This window comes from Streptomyces sp. 3330 (assembly GCF_031456635.1).
Taxonomy (GTDB): Bacteria; Actinomycetota; Actinomycetes; order Streptomycetales; family Streptomycetaceae; genus Streptomyces.
In genome coordinates, this window is record NZ_JAVDVA010000012.1 from 12,771 (window position 1) to 38,262 (window position 25,492).

The window sequence follows — 25,492 nt, forward strand, 5'->3', positions numbered from 1 at the left end:
CAGAATGAGGCGAGTGGGCGGAGGGAGACCCGGGAGGGTCGGCCCGCGCTCTCGTGAGGCGGCTGCCCTGGGGGCCGTCGTCGTGCTGGCCGGCCTGTGTCTGGTGGGATGCGCGGCCGGTGGAGGCGCCGGTGCCGACGAGCCGGCGGACGGGGAGCGTTCGCCCGTGAGCGCCGTGTCCGCGTCGGTGAGTCCGGCGGGCGCGGACGCGTCGCCGAGCCCCGCGCCGAGTCGCCCGGTGACCCGGTCGGCCGCTCCCTCGCCGTCGAAGAGCTCGGCTCCTCGGGCCGCGAAGGAGTCGTCGGATCAGGGGGGCGGCGGCTCCGGCAGGTCGAGCGGGTCCGGCACGACAGGTGGCTCGGGTGGTTCGGCTGGCTCGGGTGGTTCGGGTTCCGTGGAGCAGAATCCCAACCGGGGGTCCGACCCGCCGCCCGCGCCTCCGCGTCCGTCGCCCACGCCGGAGTGGAGTTCCGAGGAGTGGCAGCCCGGCGACCCGGTCGAGACCAGGCCTCTCGCCACGCCTGAGCAGGGCTGACACGGGCCGCACCGGAAGAGGGCCGCGCCGGAAGAGGGGGGAGGGTGCGGCGCCGTGACCCGGCCCTGACCCGGCGCCGCGGGACGTTCGGCGCCGCGCCCACGGCTACGTCTTGTCGCCGCCGGACAGCTCCCGCAGGACCGTCCCGCAGCGCCGCGCGTACGCCTGCTGGAATCCTCGGACCGCCGGGCCGCCCGCTTTCGCGTACCACTTCGCGCCGCGGCTGAAGGCGGACACGGTCAGCCAGACCGTGCCGTCCCCGGTGCGGTCGACGACGAAGGATTCCTCGCCGCATTCGGGGTGGCCGGGGAGGGTGCCGTACGCCCAGCCGGCCCGGCGGTGTTCCTCCGCCGTCCAGACCACGCGGCAGGGGGCTTTGACGAGGCCGCCCAGGATGACCGTGACGTCGACGCCCGGGGCCGCCCGTTCCGCGGTCGTGTCCATGCCCACGCCGAGGGCGCGGTGCATCTCCCAGGTCATGACCGCTTCGGCGGCCCGGCGGAAGACGTCGTGGCCCTCGCCGAGGCGGGTGCGGACATGGAGGGGGCGGAAGCCCGGGGGGCAGTGGCCGGGGCGGTCGCGGGTCGCGCCGACTTCGTCGTACGTGAAGGCCTTCGAGGACATGGGAGCCAAGAGTAGGGCGGTACCCGGAATGCCTTCCTCCCGGGTACCGCCTCACATCAACTACTGCTGGATCAGGCGACGTTGACGGCGGTCCAGGCCGCCGCGACCGCCTTGTACTCGGTGCTGGTCGAGCCGTACAGCGCCGACGCCGCGCTCAGGGTCGCCGTGCGGGCGCCCGAGTAGGTGGTCGTCGAGGTCATGTAGGTCGTCAGCGCCTTGTACCAGATCTGGACGGCCTTGGCGCGTCCGATGCCGGTGAGGGTGGAGCTGTTGTAGGTCGGGGAGTTGTAGCTCACCCCGTTGATGGTCCGGCTGCCGCTGCCCTCGCTCAGCAGGAAGAAGAAGTGGTTCGCCGGGCCGGACGAGTAGTGCACGTCCAGGTTCTTCAGCGAGGACGACCAGTAGTTGGCCGAGCCGCCGTCCTTGCTCGGCTGGTCCATGTAGCGCAGCGGGGTGCCGTCGCCGTTGATGTTGATCTTCTCGCCGATGAGGTAGTCGCCGACGTCCGAGCTGTTCGCCGCGTAGAACTCGACGGCGGTGCCGAAGATGTCGGAGGTCGCCTCGTTGAGGCCGCCGGACTCGCCCGAGTAGTTCAGGCCCGCGGTGTTGGAGGTGACGCCGTGGCTCATCTCGTGGCCGGCCACGTCCAGCGAGGTCAGCGGGTGGGTGTTGCCCGAGCCGTCGCCGTACGTCATGCAGAAGCAGCTGTCGTCCCAGAAGGCGTTCACATACGCGTTGCCGTAGTGGACGCGGGAGTACGCGGCGACGCCGTTGTTCTTGATGCCGCTGCGGCCGAACGTCGACTTGTAGAAGTCCCACGTCGCCTGCGCGCCGTAGGCGGCGTCGACGGCGGCGGTCTGGTCCGTGGTCGAGCTGGAGGCGGCGCCGGTGCCCCACGTGTCGTCCGCGTCGGTGAACAGCGTGCCCGCCGAGGAGGACGTGGCGTGCGCCTTGTTGTACGTCTTGTGGCCGCCGCGCGTGGTGTCGTACAGCTGGTACGTCGAGCCCGAGAGGGTCGTGCCGAGGGTCACCGTGCCCGAGTAGAGGCTCTTGCCGGTGCCGGTCTCGATGCCCTGGTACTCGTACAGCTTCTTGCCGGTGGCCGCGTCGGTGATGACGTGCAGCTCGTTCGGGGTGCCGTCGTCCTGGAGCCCGCCGACGACCGTCTCGTAGGCGAGGACCGGCTTGCTGCCGTTGCCGGCCCAGATCACCTTGCGGGGTGCGTCGCTGGCCTCGGTGCTGGCGGAGCCGGCGTCCTTGGCGAGGGTCAGGGCCTGCTTCTCGGCCTTGGCGGCGGTGACGACGGGGGTCAGCGAGGCGACCTTGATGGTGGTGTTCGTCGCCTTGGTGACGCCCTTGTTCACCCCGGCGGCCGACTCGTGGACGACCAGGTCGCCGCCGAGGACCGGCAGACCCGCGTAGGTCCGCTCGTAACGCGTGTGGACCGTGCCGTCCGCGTCCTTCACGACGTCGCGCACGACCAGCTTCTCCTTGGCGCCCAGGCCTATCTCCTGCGCGGTCTCCGGCGCGTCGGCCTGCTTGTCCTGGATGAGCGCGGTGCGGGCGGCCGGGGCCAGCGCGGTGGGGGCGGCGAGGGGTGTCGCGGCGGCGGCGTCCGCCGGGGTCTGGGCGGCGGCGGTACCGGCGGTGAGGCCGGTGGTGACCAGGGCTCCGGCCGCCACGGCGGTGGCGATGGCCAGAGTGGTGCGCTGGTGACGCGCGTAGAGGGAGGTCACACAAGCTCCTTGGATGTGGGGGTGCCCGGGCAGCGTGGGGTGGCTGTCCGTGACTGCTGTGAAGTTGTGCGGCGGGTGACACGAAGACTGGCATCCAGGCGCGTACATGTCATGACCCCGAAGTGATGTTGGCTGAAAATGAACGGCCGGATGAACATTGCCGGAATGTAAACGGACTTGACCGGGGTCAAAGGCCAACAGGGCGTAGGTAAGGCGACGGCAAAAAGGGGACGCCGCCCCGGAGGAGTCGAGACTCCGGGACGGCGTCCTGTGCGAGACCCGTCGGTCAGCTGTGCCCGGCCCCTGCGGGGCCTGTGGCCTACGGGAAGGTCAGTTTCCAGCTGTTGATGTAGCCGGTGTCCTGAGCCGCGTTGTCCTGGACCCGCAACTTCCAGACACCGTTGGCGACCTCGGAGGAAGCGTTCACGGTGTACGTGGTGTTGATGTTGTCCGAGCTGCCGCCGGTGCCGTACGCCTTCAGCGTGTAGGCCGTGCCGTCGGGCGCGAGCAACTGCACCTGGAGGTCGCCGATGTAGGTGTGGACGATGTCGACCGCCACCGCGAGGTTCGAGGGCGCGTTGCCGGTCCGGCCGGAGACGGTGACCGAGGAGGTGACCGCCGCTCCGTTGTCCGGAATCGATACGTCGGCGGTGTTCTCGAAGGAGGTGCCACCGCCGCCCCCGCCGCCGGAACGGGCGCCGACCGCGACACCGGCCCACGCGTCCTGCACCGCCTTGTACTCGGTGGAGGTGGTGCCGTACAGCTCACCGGCCGCCGCCAGCGTGCCGGTGCGGGCCGCCGCGTAGTTGGTGGTCGTGGTGAACTTCGTCGTCAGCGCGCGGAACCAGATCTTCTCGGCCTTGTCGCGGCCGATGCCGGTGACCGGAAGGCCGTCCGCGGTGGCCGAGTTGTAGGTGACGCCGTTGATGGTCTTGGTGCCGCTGCCCTCCGACAGGAGGTAGAAGAAGTGGTTCGCCGGGCCGGACGAGTAGTGGACGTCGACCGATCCGATCCCCGAGTACCAGCTGTCCTTCGACGCGCCGTCCTTGCTCGGCTTGTCCATGTAGCGCAGCGGCGAGCCGTCGCCGTTGATGTCGATCTCCTCGCCGATGAGGTAGTCACCGACGTCCGAGGAGTTCTGTGCGTAGAACTCGACCGAGGTGCCGAAGATGTCCGAGGTCGCCTCGTTGAGGCCGCCGGACTCACCGCTGTAGTTGAGGCCCGCGGTGTTGGACGTGACGCCGTGCGTCATCTCGTGCCCGGCCACGTCGATGGACGTCAGCGGGTGGGTGTTGCCCGAGCCGTCGCCGTACGTCATGCAGAAGCAGCTGTCGGACCAGAACGCGTTCACGTACGCGTTGCCGTAGTGCACGCGCGAGTACGCGCCGACCCCGTCGCCCCTGATGCCGCTGCGCCCGTGCACGTTCTTGTAGTAGTCCCAGGTCAGGGCCGCGCCGTAGTGCGCGTCGGCGCCCGCGGTCTCCAGGTTCGACGCGGCGCCGTTGCCCCAGACGTCGTCGGAGCCCGAGAAGAGCGTGCCGGTGCCGGAGGTGCCCCGGTTGAGGTTGTACGTCTTGTGGCCGCCGCGCGCGCCGTCGGTCAGGTTGTACGTCGACCCCGACTGCGTGGTGCCGAGGGTCACCTGGCCGCTGTACATCGTGTTGCCGGTGCCGGTCTCGATGCCCTGGTACTCGTACAGCTTCGCACCGGTGGTGGCGTCGGTGACGACGTGCAGCTCGTTCGGGGTCCCGTCCTCCTGGAGCCCGCCGACGACCGTCTCGTACGCCAGGACCGGGGTGCCGTTCGCCGCCCAGATCACCTTGCGCGGGGCACGGTCGGTGTCCGCCTGCTCGGCGCCGGCCGCCGTGGCGAGGCTCAGCGCCTGCTTCTGCGCCTTGGCCGCGCTGACGACGGGCGAGAGCGAGGCGACCTTGATGGCCGCCCGGGTGGCCTTGGTGACGGCCTCGGTGGCGCCGGACGCGGCGGTCTCGACGACCAGGTCGCCGCCGAGCACCGGCAGTCCGCCGTAGGTGCGCTCGTAGCGGGTGTGCAGGGTGCCGTCGGCGTCCTTGACGACGTCACGGACGACGAGCGCCTCCTTGGCGCCGAGGCCCAGCTCCTTGGCGGTGGCCGCCTTGCCGGCGTCCGCGTCGCGTATCAGCGCGGCGCGCTGGGCGGGGGTGAGGCGCACCGACTCGGCGCCCGGGGCGGCCTGACCGGCCGCCTGCGGCGCCTTCGCCGGGGCGGCGGTCGCGGCCCCGGACTGCACGGCGGCGGCGATGAGCGCGGAGACGCCGACGAGGGCGACGGCCGCGGCACGACGGGAGGTGCTGTGGGGGGTGCGTCTGCGAGAGGGACTGCTGCTCAACACTGACTCCTTCTGCGCGGCCACGGGTCACGCGGCCAGGGGAGACCCGACGGCGGGTGAGCCGTGCGGGCACGACAAAGGCGGTACGCAGAACAAAGGCGGAACGTGGAGCGGGCTTAGCTGTGGGGTTGCTGTGAACCAGCAGAGGGAAGAGTGGCAGTGGATTGCGCTATCTGTCAGGAGCGCGTCAGGAAGTTGGCCGGAAACAGTTCGTTGTCCGGTAGTTCATGTTCGATATGCGGTCGAGTGGCCCACCGGACATGTCCGTCGGTCCACGGGCACGCCGATCCGCCCACCGGGCATGCGCGTCCGGCCGCCCGACACGGCGGTCCGCCGCCCCCGGACCCGGCGATCCGCCCGACATGACGGTCCGCCCCCCGAACGGCGGGTCAGGAACCGGCGGGATCGCCGTGCCAGGTGCGCCAGAGTGCCGCGTAGGCCCCGCCCGCCGTCACCAGCGCCTCGTGCGTGCCGAGTTCGGTGAGACGGCCGTTCTCCATCACGGCGACCCGGTCCGCGTCGTGCGCGGTGTGCAGGCGGTGGGCGATGGCGATGACGGTCCGCCCCCGGAGCACCGCGGCCAGTGCCCGCTCGGTGTGCCGGGCGGTCGCCGGATCCAGCAGCGCCGTCGCCTCGTCCAGGATCAGCGTGTGCGGATCGGCCAGCACCACCCGGGCCAGGGCGAGCTGCTGGGCCTGCGAGCCGTCCGTGCGGGCGCCGCCCGCGCCGACCGCGGCGTCGAGGCCGCCCGGCAGCTCCCGGACCCAGTCGGCGGCGCCGACCGCCGCCAGCGCCTCCCACAACCGGTCGTCGTCCGCCGCCGGTTCGGCGATCAGGAGGTTGTCGCGGACCGTGCCGAGGAAGACGTGGTGCTCCTGGGTGACCAGCACGACCTGCCGGCGCAGCGTCTCGGGAGCCAGCTCCGCGACCGGCACCCCGCCGACCGTCACCGTGCCCGCGCTCGGCGCGTCCACGCCCGCGAGCAGCCTGCTCAGCGTGGTCTTGCCCGCGCCCGACGGGCCGACGACCGCGAGCCGCTCCCCGGGCCGCACCGTCAGGTCGACCCCGCGCAGCACCTCGCCGCCGCGCTCGTAGGCGTACCGCACGCCCGTCACGTCGATCCGGTCGTGCGCCGGAACGGGCGCCCCGGCGTCCGGCTCGGCGCGCGGTGCCCTGGCCAGGCCCTCCACCCGGGCGAACGAGGCGCCGCTGCTCTGGAGTTGTTCGACGCGCATCAGGATCTGGTCGAGCGGTTCGGTGAACTGCCGCAGATACAGCGCGGCCGCCACCACCGCGCCCAGACTCACCGCGCCCCGCGCGTGCAGCGCGCCGCCCAGCAGCAGCACGCCGGCCACCGGCAGCGAGTACGACACCTCGATCACCGGGAAGAACACCGACCGCAGGTAGAGGGTGCGGAAGCGGGTGCGGCGGGAGATCTCCAGCGCGTCCCGGCTCGCAGCCGTCCGCCGCTCCCGGAGCCGGAACGCCTCGACCGTGCGGGCCCCGGACGCGGTGGCGGCGACGATCTCGGCGACCTCGGAGGTGGCCGCGCCCTCGGCGAGGTAGGCCGCGCGCGCCCGCCGCAGATACCAGCGCAGCGCGCACCAGATCGGGGTCAGCCCCAGTACCCCGATCGCCCCGAGCAGCGGGTCGATCACGAACACCGCGCCGAGTGTGAACACCGCCTGCACCGTGCAGACCAGCAGCTCGGGGCCGGCGTCGCGCAGGGTCGTGCCCACCGCCGCCACGTCGGCGGTGCCGCGTGTGGTCAGATCGCCGGCGCCGGCCCGCTCCACGACCGACGCGGGCAGCGCGAGCGCCCGCCCGACGAACTCCTCCCGCACCCGCGCCAGCGTCCGCTCGCCGAAGCGGTGCCCCGCGTACCGGGCCCAGCGGGCCAGCAGCAGCTGCGCGAGCGCGCAGGCCAGGAGGGCCGCCGCCAGCCGGTCCACGGCCCCGGTGCCGTGCCCGGCCCGCACCTCGTCGATGATCCGGCCCAGCAGCCACGGACCGGCCAGACCGGCCGCGGCGGCGAGCACGTTCAGGGCGAGGGCGCCGGTGAAGGCCCGCCGGTCGGCCCGCAGCAGCCGGACCGCAGCCCGGCGCACGTCACCGGGCTCGGCCACCGGCAACCGTCCCCGGCTCTCGTCGACCGCCGTCATCGCACGGCCTCCCCGGCGTCGGCCCCGGTACCGGCGGCAGCGGCGGCTCCCGTGCTCCTGTCCGTGCTCTTGGCCGTCTCCGTCTGCGGTTCTGTCTGCGTCTGCGTCTCCGTCTCGGTGTCCGTGCCGCCGGCCGAAGCCGGGTCCGCGGCGACGCCGCAGGGGGCGTCGTCGGCGTCGTCGGTGTCCCGTGCCACCAGGGCCCGGTATCCCGGCTCCCGGTCCAGCAGCTCGTGGTGGTGGCCGGTCGCCGCCACCTTGCCGTCGACCAGGTACTGGACGGTGTCCGCCTGGGCGAGGAGCAGGGGGGAGGTGGTGGTCACCACCGTGGTCCGGCCGGTCCGTGCCGCGCGCAGGCGCCGGGCGACCGCAGCCTCGGTGTGCGCGTCGAGCGCCGACGTCGGCTCGACGGCCAGCAGGATCCCGGGATCGGCGAGCAACGCCCGCACCAGCCGGACCCGTTGCCGCTGACCTCCGGACAGGCTGCGGCCCTGCGCGGTCACGGATGACTCGATCCCCTCCGGCAGGCCCTGCACGATGTCGTCGGCCGCGGCCGCCCGCAGCGCCCGTCCGACGTCCGCGGAGGAGGGCTCACGCCGTCCGCCCACCACCTCGCGCAGACTCCCGGCGAACAGGTCGGCCTCGTTGTCGGCGACCAGGATCCGCTCCCTGACCTGGTCCAGCGGGACGGCGTCCAGCCGCACCCCGCCCCAGGTGGCGTCCGTGGGACCGTACCGGCCGAGCCGGTCCACGACGGCGGTCACCTCCGTGTGCCGCGCGCCGACCAGCGCGGTCAGCCGGCCCGGCGCCACCCGCACCCCCGAGACGGGGTCGTGCAGCACCGACGGTTCGACGGGCGCGTCGGCTGCACCGGGCCCCGCGCCCGGGCCGGTTCCGGTGTCCGGATCCGGCTCCAGCCGCAGCAGCCGTACGACGCGCCGGGCGGCCACCACACCCCGGCTGAGCTGGTAGCCCATGTCGACGAGGAACGCCACCGGACCGATCAGGACCGCGACATAGCCGTACACCGACACCAACTCACCGACCGTCATGTGCCCCTGGGCGGCCAGCCGGGCCGCCAGCCAGGTGACCACGGCGAGGAACAGCGTCGGCAGGCCCACCCCGAGCGCCTGCATCCAGCTGGTGACCGCGCCGACCCGGTAGCCCTGCGCCCGCAGCCGCTGCGAGTCACGGTCGAAGGAGGCGGCGAACAGCTCCTTGCCACCGAGCCCGTTGAGCACCCGCAGCCCGCCCGCGAGATCGCCGATCCGCGCGGTGAGCACGCCCTGCCGCTCCCGGTACTCGGTCTCCGTGCCCTGCAACCGCGCCATCAGGGGCCCGACCAGCACCGCGACCACCGGCATCCCCAGCAGCACGACCGCCGCCAGCAGAGACGACACCGACAGCAGCAGCCCGGCGACGAAGACGTAGACGACGACCGAGCCGACGCCCGGCCCGATCACCGTCAGCGCGCCCGCGATCGTGTGCACGTCGCTCACCCCGATGGTGACGACCTCCGCGGCCCCCGCCCGGCGCGGCAGCGCGGCGCCGAGCCGGACCGTGTGCCCGACGACCACCTTCGTGGTGCGGACGTACGCGTCCATGCGCACCCGGGTCATCGTGCGGTGCCGCATGACGCTCACCCAGGCGTTGAACGCGCCCACCGCGAACAGGGCCGCCGTCCAGCCGGCCAGCGCCGTCGTGTCACCGGGTTCGAGGCCGTCGTCCACCGCCTTCGACAGCAGGTACGGCGCCACCGCCATCAGCACCATCCAGACGCTGGCCAGCACCGCCCCGGCCAGCGCCCGCCCCGGCTGGCAGCGCACCAGCCACGCCAGGTACGCCCAGCCGCCGCGGCGGTCCGGCGTGCCGGGATCCTCGTACGCGTCGATCATCCGCTCGTCCTTCCGGCCCCCGTGATCCCCTCTGGACGCTCACGCCAGACTGTCCCGCCAGGCCCGGTGCAGGTCCGCGAACCGGCCGGTGCCCGCGATCAGCCCGGCCGGGCTGCCGTCCTCGACGATCCGGCCGTGCTCCATGACCAGGACCCGGTCGGCGATCTCCACGGTCGACAGCCGGTGCGCGATCACGACCGCCGTACGGCCCTTCAGCACCGTCGCCATCGCCGCCTGCACGGCCCGCTCGCCCGGGATGTCCAGCGAGCTGGTCGCCTCGTCGAGGATCAGCACCGCCGGGTCGGCCAGCAACGCCCGTGCGAAAGCGACGAGTTGCCGCTGTCCGGCGGAGATGCGGCCACCCCGCTTGCGGACGTCCGTGTCGTAGCCGTCGGGCAGGGCGCTGATGAACTCGTGCGCGCCGATCGCCTTCGCCGCCCGCTCGATGTCCTCCCGGCTCGCGTCCGGCCGCCCGATGGCGATGTTCTCGGCGACCGTGCCGGAGAACAGGAACGCCTCCTGCGTCACCATGACCACCCCGCGCCGCAGTTCGGGCACGGCCAGCTCGCGCAGGTCGACCCCGTCCAGCAGCACCCGCCCGTCGGACGGGTCGTAGAACCTGGCGAGCAGCTTCGCCAGCGTGGACTTGCCCGCCCCGGTGGAGCCGACCACCGCGACGGTCTGTCCCGCGGGCAGGGTCAGGTCGAAGCGGGGGAGGATCTCACCTCCCGTGCGGTAGCCGAACGAGACCCGCTCGAAGACGACCTCCCGGCCGGGCAGTCCGCCCTCCCGCGCGGGGAGTTCCCGCGGCGCCGACGGCTCGGGCACGGACGGCGTCTGCGCGAGCAGCCCCGCGATCTTCTCCAGCGAGGCGGCCGCCGACTGGTAGGAGTTGAGGAACATGGCGAGCCGGTCGATCGGGTCGTACAGCCGCCGCAGGTACAGCACCGCCGCCGCGAGCACCCCCAGTTCGAGCGAACCGTCGGCCACCCGGGTGGCGCCCCACAGCACGATCACCGCGACCGCCGTGTTGGCGACCAGCCGTGATCCGACGACGTACCGGGCCATCTCCAGGAGCGCGTTGCCGTTGAACCGTTCGTGCCGCCGGTTCAGGACGCGGAAGTCGGCGTCGTTGACGGCCTCGCGGCGGAACGCGCGCACCGGCCGGATGCCGTTCATCGTCTCGACGAACTTCACGATCACGGTCGCGATCGCGGTGGAGCGGGCCCGGAACACCTCCCCGGCGCGCCGCTGGTAGATCCTGACGAGGAGGTACAGCGGCACGAAGGAGGCCACGGCGACGGCGCCGAGCCCCAGGTCGAGCCAGAGCAGCATCGCCGAGATGTAGAGGAAGGAGAGGATCACCGTCACGAGTTCCTGGAGACCCTCGCTGAGGAGTTCGCGCAGCGACTCCACGTCCGTGGTCGAACGGGAGATCAGCCGGCCCGACGTGTAGCGCTCGTGGAAGTCGAGGCTGAGCGCCTGCGCGTGCCGGAAGATCCGGCCGCGCAGATCGAGCAGCGCGTCCTGGTTGACGCGCGCGGAGGCGATCAGGAACGCGTACTGCAGTCCGCCGGAGACCAGCGCGCACAGCAGGTAGCCGACGCCCACCGCGATCAGCGGCCCGCGGTCGTCGGCCCGGAAGGCCGGCACGGCGCGGTCGATGGCGTACGCCACCAGCAGCGGGCCGGCCTGCACGGCCGCCTGCTGGAGCAGCAGCAGGAGCGAGGTGAGGGCGACCCGCGCCCGCATGGGCCCCAGCAGGGAACGCAGCAGCGCGCCCGTGGCGCCGGGCGGGGTGGGCAGGACGTCCTTGTCGAAGGGGTCGTCGGCGGCCCGCTTCGGGATCCCGGGGTCGTCGTCGGTGACGGGGGAAGCGGTGGTGGGGGCGGTCATCGGCGGTCGGCCTCCTGTTCCCCGGAGCGGGCTGCGGACGGTGTCCCGGACGGCGTTGCCGTCGGCTCTCCGAACAGCTCTCCGGTCGGCTCTCCGGACATGAGGTGGGCGTACTCGGCGCTGCTGCGCAGCAGTTCGTGGTGGGTGCCCACGGCGGTGACCCGCCCGCCGGACAGCAGGGCGACGCGGTCGGCGAGGAGCACGGTGGACGGCCGGTGCGCCACGATCAGCGCGGTGGTGTCGGCGAGGACCTGCCGCAGCGCCGCCTCGACGGCGGCCTCGGTGTGCACGTCCAGCGCGGACAGCGGGTCGTCCAGGACGAGGAACCCGGGCTGTCCGACGACCGCTCTGGCCAGTGCGAGGCGCTGGCGCTGCCCGCCGGACAGACTGAGCCCCTGCTCCCCGACCCGGGTCCCGACGCCCTGCGGCAGGGCGTGCGCGAAGTCCGCCTGCGCCACGCCCAGCGCCCGCTCCAGCTCGGCGGCGCCCGCCCCGTCCGTGGCGCCCATGAGCACGTTCTCCCCGACGCTCGCGGAGAACAGCGTCGGCTCCTCGAAGGCGACGGCGACCCGCGAGCGCAGCTCCTCGCGGGACATCGCGGTGATGTCCTCGCCGTCCAGCGTGATGCGGCCTGCGGTCACCTCGTGCAGCCGGGGGACGAGCGCCGTGAGCGTGGTCTTCCCGCTGCCGGTCGCGCCGACCAGCGCCATGGACTCGCCCGGCCGGATGTGCAGGTCGACGCCGTCGAGGGTGGGCGGGGAGCCGGGGGCGGCGTCGGGATAGCGGAAGGTGACGCCGTGGAACCGGAGACCGCCCTCGGACGTGACGGTCCGCCCCTCGCGGCCGCCGGGCTCCTCGGGCGCCTCGTCCATCACCTCGAAGTAGCGCTCCGTCGCCGTCGCCGCCTCCTGGCTCATCGCCAGCAGGAACCCGATCGAGTCCACCGGCCAGCGCAGCGCGAGCGCCGTGGACAGGAAGGCGACCAGGGTGCCCGCGGACAGCTCGCCGTCCGCCACCTGCACCGAACCGAGCACCAGGGCCGCGCCGATCGCCACCTCCGGGAGCGTCACGATGACGGCCCAGATCGTGGCCAGCAGCCGTGCCTTGTGCAGCTCCGTGCCGCGCAGCTTCGACGACAGTGCACGGAAGGCCCGCGCCTGGCTCCGGTGCTGCCCGAAGCCCTTGATGATCCTGATCCCGAGGACGCTCTCCTCGACCACCGTCGTCAGGTCCCCGGCCTGGTCCTGGGCGCGCCGCGCCACGTCGGCGTACCGGTTCTCGAAGTACACGCACATCACGACGACGGGGACGGCCGGCCCGAGGATGACCAGCCCGAGCGTCCAGTCCTGGAGCAGCATGATGACCACCCCGAGGAGGATCGTCACCGAGTTGACCAGCAGGAACGTCAGTGGGAAGGCGAGGAACATGCGCAGCAGTCCCAGGTCGGAGGTCGCCCGGGACAGCAACTGCCCCGAGGCCCACCGGTCGTGGAAGGCCACCGGCAGCCGCTGGAGCCGCCCGTAGAGATCCGCCCGCATCTCCGCCTCGACATGCGACAGCGGACGCGCCACCAGCCAGCGCCGCAGCCCGAACAGCAGCGCCTCCGCGAGCCCGAGCAGCAGCAGGCAGAGCGCGCCCAGCCAGACCCCGGACGTGTCCCGGCCGGCCACGGGACCGTCCACCATCCACTTCAGGACGAGCGGGATGACCAGCCCCGTACAGGAGGCGAGCACGGCGACGAAGGCGGCCGCGAACAGCCGTGTCCGCACGGGGCGGACGTACGGCCACAGACGCAGCAGGGAGCGTACGGCGGAGCGGTCCTGGGAAGCGGTTGCAGGTGTTCTGGGCATCACCGCGAGCCTACGGACCGGCACCGGCGACGCCCACCGAGTTTTGGCCGGACCGGGCTCGGTCGCCGGTCCTACGACCTGCGTGTTCGAGGGGTCGTACCGGCTCGACGGGGGATCAGAGGAAGGATCCGGACGGGGGATCAGAGGAAGGATCCGGACGGGGGATCCGGACGGGGTATCCCGGGCAGGCCGGGTACGGGAGCGGGGTCTTCGCTCAGTCGGTGTACGGCAGCAGTCCGGCCGCGGTCCGCTCCCAGGCCGCCTTCAGCTCGGCGAGCAGCTCGGGCCGGTCCGTGGACAGGTCGGCCTGTTCGCGGGAGTCGGCGGCCAGGTGGTAGAGGTGGTCGGTCTTCGCGGCGTCCTGGTAGTACTTCCAGTCCCCGCGGCGCAGCGCCCGGTTGGCCCGGACCCGCCAGAACAGGTCGTGCTCCGGCGGCCGCTCGCCGCGCAGCAGGTAGCCGGCGAGGCTCCTGCCGTCCAGCGGGTACGCCGGATCGGGGCGGGCGCCCGCCAGTTCCAGCAGGGTCGCCGTCCAGTCGGGGGAGACGTTCGGCGCGTGACTGACCTGGTGGCCGTCGATGCGGGCGGGCCAGCGGACGATCGTCGGGACCCGGATCCCGCCCTCCAGCAGCACGAACTTCTGTCCGCTGAGCGGCCAGTTGTAGGAGTAGCGCTCACCGCCGTTGTCGCTGGCGAACAGCACCAGGGTGTTCTCCTCCTGGCCGGAGCGGCGCAGCGCGGCGATGACCTCGCCGACCGCCGCGTCCAGGCTCTCGACCATCTGCGCGTACTTCTCGACCGAGCCGCCGTCGTAGTGGTTGAGGGCCCTGCCGACCTCGGCCTGGGTCTTCGCGGCCCGGATCCGCGCCTCGATCTCGGCGCCCGTCCCGGCGTCGTCCTCCGCCAGCCAGGGCCAGTGCGGGGTGGTGAAGTTGAGGTTCAGCAGCCACGGCCGGTCGTGGTCCCGGCCGACGTACTCGACCGCCCGCTCGGTGAGGACCTCGGTGTAGTAGCGCAGGTCCTTGTACTCGGCGTCCCCCTCGTAGAGGTCGTACTCGCCGAGCTGGCCCAGCTTGGAGAAGTACTCCAGCACCCCTCCGTGGTTGCCGAAGAACTCGTCCCAGCCGGACCTGGTGGGGCTGTAGTCCGGCAGCCAGCCGCAGTGCCACTTGCCGATCAGCGCGGTCGAGTAGCCCGCCTTCTTCAGCAGGGAGGCGAGGGTGGGGTGGTTCGGGTCCAGGCCCTGCGTCCGGCCGGCGATCGGCTCGGCCAGCCCGCCCTTCGTCCGTCCGGGGTACCGCCCGGTGTACAGGCTGAACCGGGTGGGGGAGCAGGTCGCCGAGCCCGAGTAGGCGTCGGTGAAGCGCACCCCCTGGCGGGCCAGCCGGTCCAGGTGCGGCGTTCGGATGTGCGGGGCGCCGTAGGAGGACAGGTCGGCCCAGCCCAGGTCGTCGCCGAGGACGACCAGGAGGTTGGGGCGGCGGCCCGACGCGGCGGAGGTCCGGGCGCGGAACGGGCGCTCGGCGGGGGCTGCCTCGGCGGCGCCGGTACCGGCGGCGACGGCCGTGACCGCGCCGCCGCCGACCAGTCCGCCGAACGCACGACGGGATATTTCGGGCATGCGGGATCCTCGCAGCGGGGGAGTGGGCGAAGGGGGGGCGGAGGAGGAGACAGGGCGTGACCTCAGTGTGATCAGCCGCCCGGCCTCAGGACCAGGAATCCGCGGGGGAGTTCACGGGCCTGAAACGTTGTCCCACCCCACCACCCGCAGCAGCAGGACCGCCCGCCCCGGCACGGTCACCGGCATCCCCGCCGGGTGTGTCACCCCCGGCGCCTCCCCCTGTTCCTCGCTCGACGTGTCGACGACCACCTCGTACCGCTCCGCCCACGGCGCCCCCGGCAGGACGAAGCTCACCGGCCGGTCCCCGGCGTGCAGCACGGCGAGGAAGCTGTCGTCGACGATCGGCACGCCCCGCTCGTCCCGGCCGGGAATGTCCCGTCCGGACAGGTACATCCCGAGCGTCGCCGCGGGCGCGTACCAGTCGCCTTCGGTCATCTCCGTGCCCCGCTCGGTGAACCAGGCGAGGTCGCGCAGCCCGTCCGCCGAGTGCGCCCGCCCGGAGAAGAAGGCGCGGCGGCGCAGCACGGGGTGGCGGTGGCGCAGCGCGATCAGCCGTGCCGTGAGGTCGAACAGGGCCCGCCACCCCGGCTCCTCGAGCAGCCCCCAGTCCACCCAGCTGATCTCGTTGTCCTGGCAGTAGGCGTTGTTGTTGCCCCGCTGGGTGCGCCCCAGCTCGTCGCCCGCGACCAGCATCGGCACGCCCGTCGACAGCAGCAGCGTCGTGAGCAGGTTCCGCAGCTGCCTGCGCCGCAGGGCCAGCACCCGCTCGTCGGCCGTCTCGCCCTCCGTGCCGCCGTTCCAGGAGCGGTTGTCGTTCGTGCCGTCCCGGTTGCCCTCGCCGTTGGCCTCGTTGTGCTTGCGGTCGTACGACACCAGGTCGCGCAGGGTGAAACCGTCGTGCGCGGTCACGAAGTTGACCGACGCGTAGGGCCGGCGTCCGCCCCACGCGTACAGGTCGCTCGACCCCGACAGCCGGTAGCCCATCTCCCGCACGTCCGGCAGCGCGTGCCGCCAGAAATCCCGTACGGCGTCGCGGTAGCGGTCGTTCCACTCCGTCCACAGGGGCGGGAAGGCGCCCACCTGGTAGCCGCCCGACCCCACGTCCCAGGGCTCGGCGATCAGCTTGACCCGGCGCAGCACCGGGTCCTGCGCGATCACCGCGAGAAACGGGGACAGCATGTCGACGTCGTGCATGGAGCGGGCCAGCGCCGCCGCCAGGTCGAAGCGGAAGCCGTCGACGCCCATCTCCGTCACCCAGTAGCGCAGCGAGTCGGTGATCAGCCTCAGCACGTGCGGCTGGACGACGTGCAGGGTGTTCCCGCAGCCGGTGTAGTCGGCGTACCGGCGCGCGTCCGACTGCACCCGGTAGTAGCCCCGGTTGTCGATGCCCTTCAGCGACAGCGTCGGCCCCAGTTCGCCGGCCTCCGCCGTGTGGTTGTAGACGACGTCGAGGATCACCTCGATGCCGGCCGCGTGCAGGGCGCGCACCATCCGCTTGAACTCGCCCACCTGCCCGCCCGTCGTCCCGGCGGAGGCGTACGCGGCGTGCGGGGCGAAGTAGCCGATGGAGTTGTAGCCCCAGTAGTTCTTCAGCCCCCTGCGCAGCAGATGGTCCTCGTGCGCGAACTGGTGGACCGGCAGCAGCTCCACCGCCGTGACGCCCAGCTTCACCAGGTGTTCCACGGCCGCCGGGTGCGCCAGACCGGCGTAGGTGCCGCGCAGTTCCTCGGGGATCCCGGGGTGCAGCCGGGTGAAGCCGCGCACATGCAGCTCGTAGATCACCGAGTCCGCCCAGGGCGTCTTGGGGCGGCGGTCGTCGGCCCAGTCGTCGTCATCGTGCACGACGACGCCCTTGGGGACGTGCGGCGCCGAGTCCCGTTCGTCGCGCACGGTGTCGGCGACCTGCTGCTGGGGCCAGTCGCGGACATGCCCGTAGACCTCCGGCGGCAGGCTGAACTCGCCGTCCACCGCCCGGGCGTACGGGTCCAGGAGCAGCTTCGCCGGGTTCCAGCGGCCGCCGGTCCACGGGTCCCAGCGGCCGTGCACCCGGTAGCCGTAGCGCTGGCCCGGCATGATCCCCGGCACGAAGCCGTGCCAGATCTCGTGCGTGAGCTCGGTGAGGCGGGCCCGGGTCTCCCGGCCGGCCTCGTCGAACAGACACAGGTCGACCGCCTCCGCCCCACCCGCCCACAGGGCGAAGTTGGTTCCCGCGACCCCGTCCGGGCCGACCCGGAACCGGGCGCCCAGTGGTGTGGACGCGCCCGGCCACACGGGTGGTCCCGGCACCTTGCGTGACGCACCGTTCACGACGGTGTCCGGCGTGGCGCGCTCCGCCACCGCCTCCTGCTCGGCTGCGCTGGACACCGTTCAGCCTCCCGCGGCTCGTGGAACGACGTGGGAAAAGAGCGCGCGGTGTCCCGGCCGCGGCTCCCCGTCGCGTCGTCCTCCTCCCATTTCTGCCCAGAGCGGCCCTCGCACTCACGTTTCCCCGGAGCGTGCCCGATCGTTGGGCACGATGTGAGGCACGTACAAGGGCGCGCACGGCGCGCGGGGGTCGCACTGGCCGCCGTACTGACATGGGCAGGACTACTGGCCGGGGCCGCCGGATGCACCGGCGAGGACAGCCGGAGCGGACTCGACCGGGTGCTCGGCAAACCCCCGGCCCCCGAGGACGTCATCCGCGTCACCCCGGCGGACGGGACGAAGGGGGTGCGGCCGGAGGAGCCGCTGCTGGTGCGGGTGCCGGGCGGGCGGCTGGAGTCGGTGAAGGTCGTCAGGTCGCAGGACGCCCAGGAGACGCCGGTCGCGGGCCGGATCGCCGCGGACGGATCGAGCTGGCGGCCGGACGACGACCGGCTCGGGCTCGCCGCCCGCTACACCGTCGACGCGGTGGCGCTGGACGCCGAGGGCAACCGCTCGGCCCGGCACACCACCTTCACCACCTACGTCCCCGAGGAGCGCTTCATCGGCTATGTCACCCCGGAGAACCGCTCCACCGTGGGCACCGGGATGATCGTCTCGCTGGAGTTCAACCGGGAGATCGACAACCGCGCCGCGGTCCAGCGCGCCGTGCGGGTCACGGCAGAACCCGTGGTGGACGTCCGGCCGCACTGGTTCGGCGACACCCGGCTCGACTTCCGGCCCGAGGAGTACTGGAAGCCCGGCACCCGGGTCACCGTCACGCTCGCGCTGCGGGACGTCGAGGGGGCGCCCGGCGTCTACGGGCTCCAGGACAAGTCGTTCTCCTTCACCGTCGGCCGCAGCCAGGTGTCCCTGGTGGACGCGGCGAAGCACACCATGGAGGTGCGGCGCGACGACGAACTGCTGGCCACCGTGCCGATCACGGCCGGGGCCCCGAAGAACACCACCTACAACGGGAAGATGGTGGTGACCGAGATGCTGGAGCTGACCCGGATGAACGGCGCCACGGTCGGCTTCAAGAAGGCGAACGGCAAGGGCGAGTACGACATCCCGGACGTGCCGCACGCCATGCGGCTGACGAGCTCCGGCACCTTCCTGCACGGCAACTACTGGGCCGAGGACGTCTTCGGCCGGGCCAACGTGAGCCACGGCTGCGTGGGCCTCAGGGACGTCAAGGGCGGCTCGTCGGACACGCCCGCAGGCTGGTTCTTCGACCGTTCGCTCGTCGGCGACGTCATCGAGGTCGTGCACAGCAAGGACAAGCAGGTCGCCCCGGACAACGGGCTCGGCGGCTGGAACATGAGCTGGAAGGAGTGGATCGCCGGCGGCGTCCTGAAATGACCTCGCTCCCCGGTGCAACCTTCCCCGCGTTCGCACGGTCCTAGTTGGGACTGAACGGTGACAATCTCGGCCCGTCCAGCCCGTTGACCTTGTGGTTAATATGCGGCGAACGCGGGGGACGCGTCGCGGTGCGGGCCCGGGGAGGGCCCGGGGGAGTGGGGAGAACGACTGTGAACGTGCGACCGATATCGGGGGCGTCGGTTGGCGGACGTGCGCGCGGCCGCGACAAGCGGCTGGCGCTGATCGTCGGCGGCCTGCTGCTGGCCGTCACGGCCTGCGGGGGCGGGGGCTCGGACTCCGGGTCCGGTGCGAAGAACGGCTCCGGCGGCAAGGACGCCACAGCCGCGGCGGAGAGCAAGCAGTCCGAGGCGGTCGTGACCATCGCCCCGAAGACCGGCGCCAAGGACGTCGACACCAGCGGCGCCCTGAAGGTCACGGCCGCCAAGGGCAAGCTGACCGAGGTCGTCGTCAAGGACGACAAGGGCACCGCGGTCGCCGGCGAGATCTCCGCGGACGGCGCCGGCTGGACGCCCGCCACGCACCTCGCCGGGTCCACCAAGTACCAGGTGCACGCGGTCGCGAAGGACTCCGAGGGCCGTACGGCCGCCGAGGACTCGTCCTTCACCACGCTGAGCCCGCAGAACACCTTCACCGGCAACTTCACGCCCGAGGACGGTTCCACGGTCGGCGTCGGCATGCCGTTCTCGGTGCGGTTCACCCGGGGCATCACCCACCCGGACGACGTGGAGAAGGCCATCACCGTCACGACGGTGCCGGCCGTCGACGTCCAGGGCCACTGGTTCGGCAACGACCGTCTCGACTTCCGTCCCGAGAAGTACTGGAAGGCCGGCACCAAGGTCACCGTGAAGCTGAACCTCGACGGCGTCGAGGGCCGCAAGGGCGTCTACGGCAAGCAGGCCAAGACGGTCTCCTTCACCATCGGCCGTGACCAGGTGTCCGTCGTGGACGCCAAGAAGCACACGATGAAGATCACGCAGGAGGGCAAGGTCGTCAAGACCATCCCGGTCACCACCGGCAAGCCCGGCTACGCCACCTGGAACGGCCAGATGGTGATGAGCGAGAAGTTCACCGTGACGCGGATGAACGGCGACACGGTCGGCTACGACGGCGAGTACGACATCAAGGACGTGCCGCACGCCATCCGCCTCACCGACTCCGGCACCTTCGTGCACGGCAACTACTGGGGCGGCGACGCCTTCGGCAACTACAACGCCAGCCACGGCTGCATCGGCCTGCGGGACGTGCGCGGCGGCTACGACAGCGGCGTGCCGGCCGCGTGGTTCTTCAACCACTCGATGGTCGGCGACGTGGTGGTCGTGAAGAACTCCACCGACCCGACGGTCGACCCGGCCAACGGCCTCAACGGCTGGAACATCCCGTGGGCGGAGTGGACGAAGTAACACCCGCTCGACGACCGCACGAGGGGCCCGGCGCCGCGACACACGGCACCGGGCCCCTCGCCGTCCCCACCCCTGTGGGTCAGCGTGCTGTGCCTGCCCGGGGGCGACCCCCGGACCCCCGGCCCGATGTGACCGACCGCACCGGCCCCGCTCCCGTTAGTCAGCGTTAACCTGCTGGCATGACCGTGAATCTCGAAGTCGCCGACGGCGTCGGCACGCTGCGTCTCGACCGTCCGCCCATGAACGCGCTGGACGTGGCCACCCAGGACCGGCTCAAGGAGCTCGCCGAGGAGGCGACCCGTCGTGACGACGTGCGCGCGGTCGTCGTGTACGGCGGGGAGAAGGTGTTCGCCGCGGGCGCGGACATCAAGGAGATGCAGGAGATGGACCACACCGCGATGGTCCTGCGCGCCCGCGCCCTCCAGGACTCCTTCACGGCGGTGGCCCGCATCCCCAAGCCCGTCGTCGCGGCCGTGACCGGATACGCGCTGGGCGGCGGCTGCGAGCTCGCGCTGTGCGCGGACTTCAGGATCGCCGGGGACAACGCCAAGCTGGGCCAGCCGGAGATCCTGCTCGGGCTGATCCCCGGCGCCGGCGGCACCCAGCGTCTCTCCCGGCTGGTCGGCCCCTCCAAGGCGAAGGACCTGATCTTCACCGGCCGGATGGTCAAGGCCGACGAGGCGCTGACCCTCGGCCTGGTGGACCGGGTCGTCCCGGCGGCCGACGTGTACACGGAGGCGCACCGCTGGGCTGCCAAGCTGGCGCAGGGGCCGGCGCTCGCGCTGCGCGCCGCGAAGGAGTCGATCGACGCCGGTCTGGAGACCGACATCGAGACGGGCCTGGCGATCGAACGGAACTGGTTCGCGGGTCTGTTCGCGACCGCCGACCGCGAGACCGGCATGCGCAGCTTCGTCGAGGAAGGCCCCGGCAAGGCCAAGTTCCTGTGAGAGAGGTCTCCTTCCGACTCCCCGGAATCACTTGCAATTGACGGGGTGTCTCATCCCGGGTCCCTCGATGGGGCGGTTTATGGGAGCCTTAAGGCAGCCTTAAGCCTGCCTTGTCGAGTGGACCCGGCGATTGCCCTGCGGTGCGTTGTCGTCGCAGGTCAGTCCCGGTTTGTCGGCCTTTGACCTGTCCCTGGCATATGCCGAAGGCGTGATCCGGAACGGTCGATTCCGGGGGGTGCATTCCGTCGGAACGGCCCCGGAGGGGGCTCCGGGCGGCCATGATGGGGGCATGGCGGGGCTGGAGGGCATCGAACAGCCGCGGGGACCGGGCCGTGCGATCGCGGCGCGCTGGTCGCCTGCGGTCGAGGACGAACGGGCGTTGAAAGCGCTGGAGTTGTTCGGCAACCCGACGGACGGCGAGGTTCCGCTCCCGTCCCGCCCCGAGTCCGCCGCCACGGCCCGCCGGCTGGCCCAGGTCGTCGTCCTGCGCCAGTGGGGGCTGACCCCCAAGATGACCGAGGACACGGTCCTTCTCGTCTCCGAGCTCGTCGGCAACGCCGTACGGCACACCGGCGCCCGGGTCTTCGGTCTGCGGATGCGACGCCGGCGCGGCTGGATCCGGGTCGAGGTCCGCGATCCCTCCCGGGGGCTGCCCTGTCTGATGCCGGTCCAGGAGCTGGACGTCAGCGGCCGGGGGCTGTTCCTCGTCGACAAGCTCTCCGACCGCTGGGGCGTGGATCTGCTGCCCCGGGGCAAGACGACGTGGTTCGAGATGCGGGTCGCCGACCGCTAGCGCGCGACGGCAGGCCGGCCGGGCGCCCGGGGAGGGATCCCCGGGGCGGGCCGGGAGCGCGTGCCCCCGGTTGGCGGGCCAGGATGCGTCAATGGCCGGAATTGCCCCACGTCCGGCCTTAAATGGTGCGGGTGACCACATCCGACCGTCGTTCCGTGCTGCGGGCGGGCACCGGGCTCGTCGCCGGGGGTGCGTTCGCGGCCGCGTGCTCGCCCTTCACGTCCTCCTCCGGCGCCGTCGCCCCGCACGCCCCCGCCTCCGCCTCCCCGGGCTCCGCGTCCCCCACCCGCACCCCCGGGGCCACCGCCCGTCCCCTCGCCGCCCCCGCGCCCCGGGCCTTCCCCCGCCAGCCCGCTCAGATCAGTCACGGTCCGCGCGGTCGTTCCCGGGTCGCGCTCACCTTCCACGGGCAGGGCGAGCCCTCCGTCGCCCGGGCCGTGCTCGGGGAGGCCGAGCGGCACGGCGCGCGCGTCACCGTGCTGGCCGTCGGGTCCTGGCTCGACGCACACCCCGACCTCGCCCGCCGGATCCTCGACGGCGGCCACGACCTCGGCAACCACACCCAGCGCCACCTGGACATCAACGCCATGCCGGAGGCCGAGGCGGCGGCCGAGATCACCGGCTGCGCCGAGCGGCTGCGCAGGCTCACCGGATCCATCGGCACCTGGTTCCGGCCCTCCCGCGCCACCCGCGCCTCCCCGCTCGTGGAACGGCTGGCCCGCCACGCGGGCTATCCGCACGTCCTCTCCTACGACGTCGACTCCCTCGACTTCACCTCGCCCGGTGCCACCGCCGTCGCCCGCAACATCCTCGGCGGGGTCCGGGACGGATCCGTCGTGAGCCTGCACCTCGGGTACGCGGACACGGTCGCCGCACTCCCCGCCGTACTCGACGAACTCGACCGCCGCGGGCTGCGCGCGGTCACCACCACGGAGCTGATCGGCTGATGCACCGCAACCTCGTGAAAAGCGCCCTGCTCGCGTGTGCCGCGCTCACCGTTCTCGCCGCCTGCGGCACCGGCGCCGGGGGCGGAACGGCCAGGGAAGGAGGGGGCGGCGCCACGAAGGCGGCCGCTCCCGCACCGGCGAAGAAGGCCCGCAAGCCCGTCGTGGACGGCCTGCCCGGCATGCCGCCGGTGCTCGACCCGAAGGACGTCTACGCCGCCGACCGCCCCGGCAGGCTCTCCCCGGTGGTCAAGGACTTCCCGTCCCGGGTCTACGTCCCCAACACCGAGTCCGACACCGTCTCGGTCATCGACCCGAAGACGTACGAGGTGATCGAGACCCTCCGGGTGGGGCGGCAGCCGCAGCACGTCGTCCCCTCCTGGGACATGAAGACGCTGTGGGTCAACAACAACCGGGGGCACACCCTCACCCCCATCGACCCGAAGACCGGCAGGGCGGGCAAGCCCGTCGAGGTGCACGACCCGTACAACCTCTACTTCACGCCCGACGGCAAGTACGCCGTCGTCATGGCCTCCCTCGACCGCGAACTCGTCTTCCGCGACCCGCACACCATGCGGCGGATCAGGACGGAACCGGTCACCTGCTACGGCGTCAACCACGCCGACTTCTCCCTCGACGGCAAGTACTTCATCGTGTCCTGCGAGTTCAGCGGTGAACTGCTGAAGGTCGACACCCGGAAGATGAAGGTCGTCGGACAGCAGAGACTGCCCTTCAAGGGCGCCATGCCGCAGGACGTGAAGGTCTCGCCCGACGGGAAGCGGTTCTACATCGCGGACATGATGGCCGACGGGATGTGGATCGTCGACGGCGACACCTTCGGCAAGCCGGAGTTCCTGCACACCGGCAAGGGCTGCCACGGGCTCTACATCGGCCGCGACTCCCGCGAGATGTACGTCTCCAACCGCGGCGAGGGCACCGTCTCCGTCTTCGACTTCCACAAGAACGCGCTCACCGCGAAGTGGCGCCTCCCGCACGGCGGCAGCCCCGACATGGGCGGCGTCTCGGCGGACGGCAAGGTGCTGTGGCTGTCCGGGCGGTACAACTCCGAGGTGTACGCCATCGACACCCGCACCGGGGAGCAGCTCGCCCGCATCAAGGTCGGCAGGGGCCCGCACGGCCTGGCCGTCTACCCGCAGCCGGGCCGCTACTCGCTCGGCCACACCGGCATCTTCCGCTAGACCGCGTCCGCCGGTGCTCCGGCACCCGTCGGCGGGGCCACGGAGACCGAGCCGCTCAGCGGCCGTGCGGGCGACCTGAACCATGTGCCGTGGCGCCGACCGCCCCGGCGCCCGGCTCCCGCCGGACGGTGAGCAGCGCCTCCGCCCCGACCGGGAGATAGCCCGCCGCCTGGAACGCCCGTGTGCTGCGGGCGTTCCCCGGCGAGATCTGCGCCCACACCGGCTCGCCCCCGCCCAGGTGCCGTGCCGCGCCCACGAGGGCCCGGCCCAGCCCCCGGTGGCGTACGCCCTCCTCGACCTCCACGGCGACCTCCAGCCGCCCCGCGACCCCGCGCCCGAGGACGACCACGCCCCCCTGCGCGGCCCACACCCGCACGTCGTCGCGCCGTCTGCGCGAACTGACCACCCGGGGATGGTCCGGATCCGCGATCTCCGTCAGGGCGAGCGGCGGCGGGCCCGGCAGCGGGGAGCCGACGACCAGCGCGTCGACCGTCTCCGCGACCCGGCCCGTGCGGTCCAGCAGGGCCGTCAGGAAGCGGGGGCTCATCGACGCGGCGAGAGCGTCGCAGTCGGCGGCGCCGAGCGTCTCGTGCACCCACGCGGGGTCCTCGTCGGTGAAGACCACCGAGTGCGCGGTGAAGGAGAGGACGCCCGCGTCCCGGGGGGAGGGCTGGGGCAGGACGGTCGTGCGGCCGTCGGGGGGAGGGAAGACGCCGCGCGCGGCCGCGTCGAGAATGTCCCGCAGGTCCCCCACCGCACCGGTTCCCTTCGCGCTCCTTGAGTCTCCACCCACTGGAAGGCCCACACTCACACACATGATCGACGACGGCACCGGACTTTTCACCATCGGAGAGCTGGCCCGCTCCACCGGACTGACCGTGCGCACCATCCGCTACTGGTCCGACGAGGGCGTCCTGGCCCCGGTGACCCGCTCGGCCGGCGGCTACCGCCTCTACGACGCCGGGTCCGCCGCCCGTCTCGAACTGATCCGCACCCTGCGCGAACTGGGCCTCGGTCTGGCCGACGTGCGCCGGGTGCTGGCCGGGGAGCGCACCGTCGCGGAGGTCGCGGCGGCGCACGTGGCGGCGCTGGACGCGCAGATCGCCTCGCTGAAGGTGACCCGGGCCGTGCTGTCGTCCGTGGCGCGACGCGGTTCGACCGCGGAGGAGATGACCCTGATGAACAGACTGGCCCGGCTGTCGGCGGCCGAACGCAAGCGGCTCCTCGACGACTTCCTGGCGGAGATCTTCGACGGTCTCGACACCGCAGACCCCGACATCCGCACCCGGCTGCGGTTCGCCGCGGCGGACCTGCCGGACGATCCCGCTCCCGAGCAGGTCGACGCCTGGGTGGAGCTCGCCGAGCTGATCCAGGACCCGGAGTTCCGGGCGCTGATGCGGACGATGGTCGAGTTCAACGCGGCGGACCGCGGGCCGGACGTCCCCGCGGGCACGTCCCTGTGGTTCATGAGCCGTCTCGTGCACCTGGGCGGCGAGGCGCTGCGGCAGGGCGTCGCCCCCGGCGACCCGGCGGCCGAGACCCTGCTGCGGGACCTGCTGGGCGACGCCGACCGGACCGCCGTCCTGGACCGGCTGACCGCCGCCTCGAACGTACGGGTCGCCCGGTACCGCCACCTGTCGGCGATCGTGAACGGCGTCGGATGCCGGCCCTCGTACGAGGAGGAGTTCTCCTGGGTGGTCGCCTCACTCCGCGCTCACCAGGGCCGTTAACCTGACCTG

Annotated in this window: 17 protein-coding genes; 7 read left to right on the plus strand and 10 right to left on the minus strand. The window is 72.4% G+C overall.

Features of this window, described 5'->3' with window-relative positions:
* Positions 1-640 precede the first annotated feature (640 nt).
* The 9 genes from J2X68_RS20770 to glgX form a co-directional block, all read right to left on the minus strand.
* A complete protein-coding gene (locus J2X68_RS20770; protein ID WP_310434040.1) occupies positions 641-1,159 on the minus strand; it encodes a DUF1990 domain-containing protein in 519 nt (172 codons plus the stop codon).
* A gap of 71 nt (positions 1,160-1,230) precedes the next feature.
* Positions 1,231-2,895 carry a M4 family metallopeptidase gene (locus tag J2X68_RS20775; RefSeq protein WP_310434041.1) on the minus strand — a complete coding sequence of 555 codons (1,665 nt, stop codon included), beginning with the start codon at positions 2,893-2,895 and terminating at the stop codon, positions 1,231-1,233.
* Positions 2,896-3,214: 319 nt separating this feature from the next.
* Positions 3,215-5,266 (minus strand): M4 family metallopeptidase, encoded by a 2,052-nt coding sequence (locus tag J2X68_RS20780; protein WP_399040419.1) that lies wholly within the window; start codon positions 5,264-5,266, stop codon positions 3,215-3,217.
* Positions 5,267-5,652: 386 nt separating this feature from the next.
* Positions 5,653-7,425 carry an ABC transporter ATP-binding protein gene (locus J2X68_RS20785; protein ID WP_310434043.1) on the minus strand — a complete coding sequence of 591 codons (1,773 nt, stop codon included), beginning with the start codon at positions 7,423-7,425 and terminating at the stop codon, positions 5,653-5,655.
* Positions 7,422-9,320, minus strand: coding sequence for an ABC transporter ATP-binding protein (locus J2X68_RS20790; protein ID WP_310434044.1), 1,899 nt, complete (start codon positions 9,318-9,320; stop codon positions 7,422-7,424). The genes J2X68_RS20785 and J2X68_RS20790 overlap by 4 nt, the downstream gene beginning before the upstream one ends.
* Before the next feature lie 39 nt (positions 9,321-9,359).
* Entirely contained in the window at positions 9,360-11,216 is a 1,857-nt protein-coding gene (locus J2X68_RS20795) for an ABC transporter ATP-binding protein (protein WP_310434045.1), read from the minus strand.
* The gene (locus tag J2X68_RS20800; protein WP_310434046.1) at positions 11,213-13,066 is read right to left on the minus strand and encodes an ABC transporter ATP-binding protein; all 1,854 of its coding nucleotides are present in this window, start codon (positions 13,064-13,066) and stop codon (positions 11,213-11,215) included. The genes J2X68_RS20795 and J2X68_RS20800 overlap by 4 nt, the downstream gene beginning before the upstream one ends.
* 214 nt (positions 13,067-13,280) lie before the next feature.
* A complete protein-coding gene (locus J2X68_RS20805) occupies positions 13,281-14,687 on the minus strand; it encodes a sulfatase-like hydrolase/transferase (protein ID WP_310434047.1) in 1,407 nt (468 codons plus the stop codon).
* Positions 14,688-14,798: 111 nt separating this feature from the next.
* Positions 14,799-17,051 carry a glycogen debranching protein GlgX gene (glgX, locus tag J2X68_RS20810; RefSeq protein ID WP_310434048.1) on the minus strand — a complete coding sequence of 751 codons (2,253 nt, stop codon included), beginning with the start codon at positions 17,049-17,051 and terminating at the stop codon, positions 14,799-14,801.
* A 153-nt stretch (positions 17,052-17,204) separates the two neighbouring features.
* Here glgX and J2X68_RS20815 point away from each other — a divergent pair, with 153 nt between their 5' ends.
* From J2X68_RS20815 to J2X68_RS20840, 6 genes are all read left to right on the plus strand, one after another.
* Positions 17,205-18,449: an Ig-like domain-containing protein gene (locus J2X68_RS20815; RefSeq protein WP_310434049.1), complete on the plus strand. Its 1,245-nt coding sequence runs from the start codon at positions 17,205-17,207 to the stop codon at positions 18,447-18,449.
* A gap of 170 nt (positions 18,450-18,619) precedes the next feature.
* Positions 18,620-19,870, plus strand: a complete 1,251-nt coding sequence (locus J2X68_RS20820) for an Ig-like domain-containing protein (protein ID WP_310434050.1) — start codon at positions 18,620-18,622, stop codon at positions 19,868-19,870.
* Positions 19,871-20,049: 179 nt separating this feature from the next.
* Positions 20,050-20,817 (plus strand): enoyl-CoA hydratase-related protein, encoded by a 768-nt coding sequence (locus J2X68_RS20825; RefSeq protein ID WP_310434051.1) that lies wholly within the window; start codon positions 20,050-20,052, stop codon positions 20,815-20,817.
* 289 nt (positions 20,818-21,106) lie between these two features.
* The gene (locus J2X68_RS20830; protein WP_310434052.1) at positions 21,107-21,610 is read left to right on the plus strand and encodes an ATP-binding protein; all 504 of its coding nucleotides are present in this window, start codon (positions 21,107-21,109) and stop codon (positions 21,608-21,610) included.
* A 122-nt stretch (positions 21,611-21,732) separates the two neighbouring features.
* A complete protein-coding gene (locus J2X68_RS20835) occupies positions 21,733-22,557 on the plus strand; it encodes a polysaccharide deacetylase family protein (protein ID WP_310434053.1) in 825 nt (274 codons plus the stop codon).
* Positions 22,557-23,753 (plus strand): YncE family protein, encoded by a 1,197-nt coding sequence (locus tag J2X68_RS20840; RefSeq protein ID WP_310434054.1) that lies wholly within the window; start codon positions 22,557-22,559, stop codon positions 23,751-23,753. Before J2X68_RS20835 ends, J2X68_RS20840 begins: the two co-directional genes overlap by 1 nt.
* 55 nt (positions 23,754-23,808) lie before the next feature.
* Here J2X68_RS20840 and J2X68_RS20845 read toward each other — a convergent pair whose 3' ends face one another.
* Entirely contained in the window at positions 23,809-24,507 is a 699-nt protein-coding gene (locus tag J2X68_RS20845; protein WP_310434055.1) for a GNAT family N-acetyltransferase, read from the minus strand.
* Positions 24,508-24,568: 61 nt separating this feature from the next.
* Here J2X68_RS20845 and J2X68_RS20850 point away from each other — a divergent pair, with 61 nt between their 5' ends.
* On the plus strand, positions 24,569-25,483 hold the full coding sequence (locus tag J2X68_RS20850) for a MerR family transcriptional regulator (protein ID WP_310434056.1): 915 nt from the start codon (positions 24,569-24,571) through the stop codon (positions 25,481-25,483).
* The last annotated feature ends 9 nt before the right edge of the window (positions 25,484-25,492 follow it).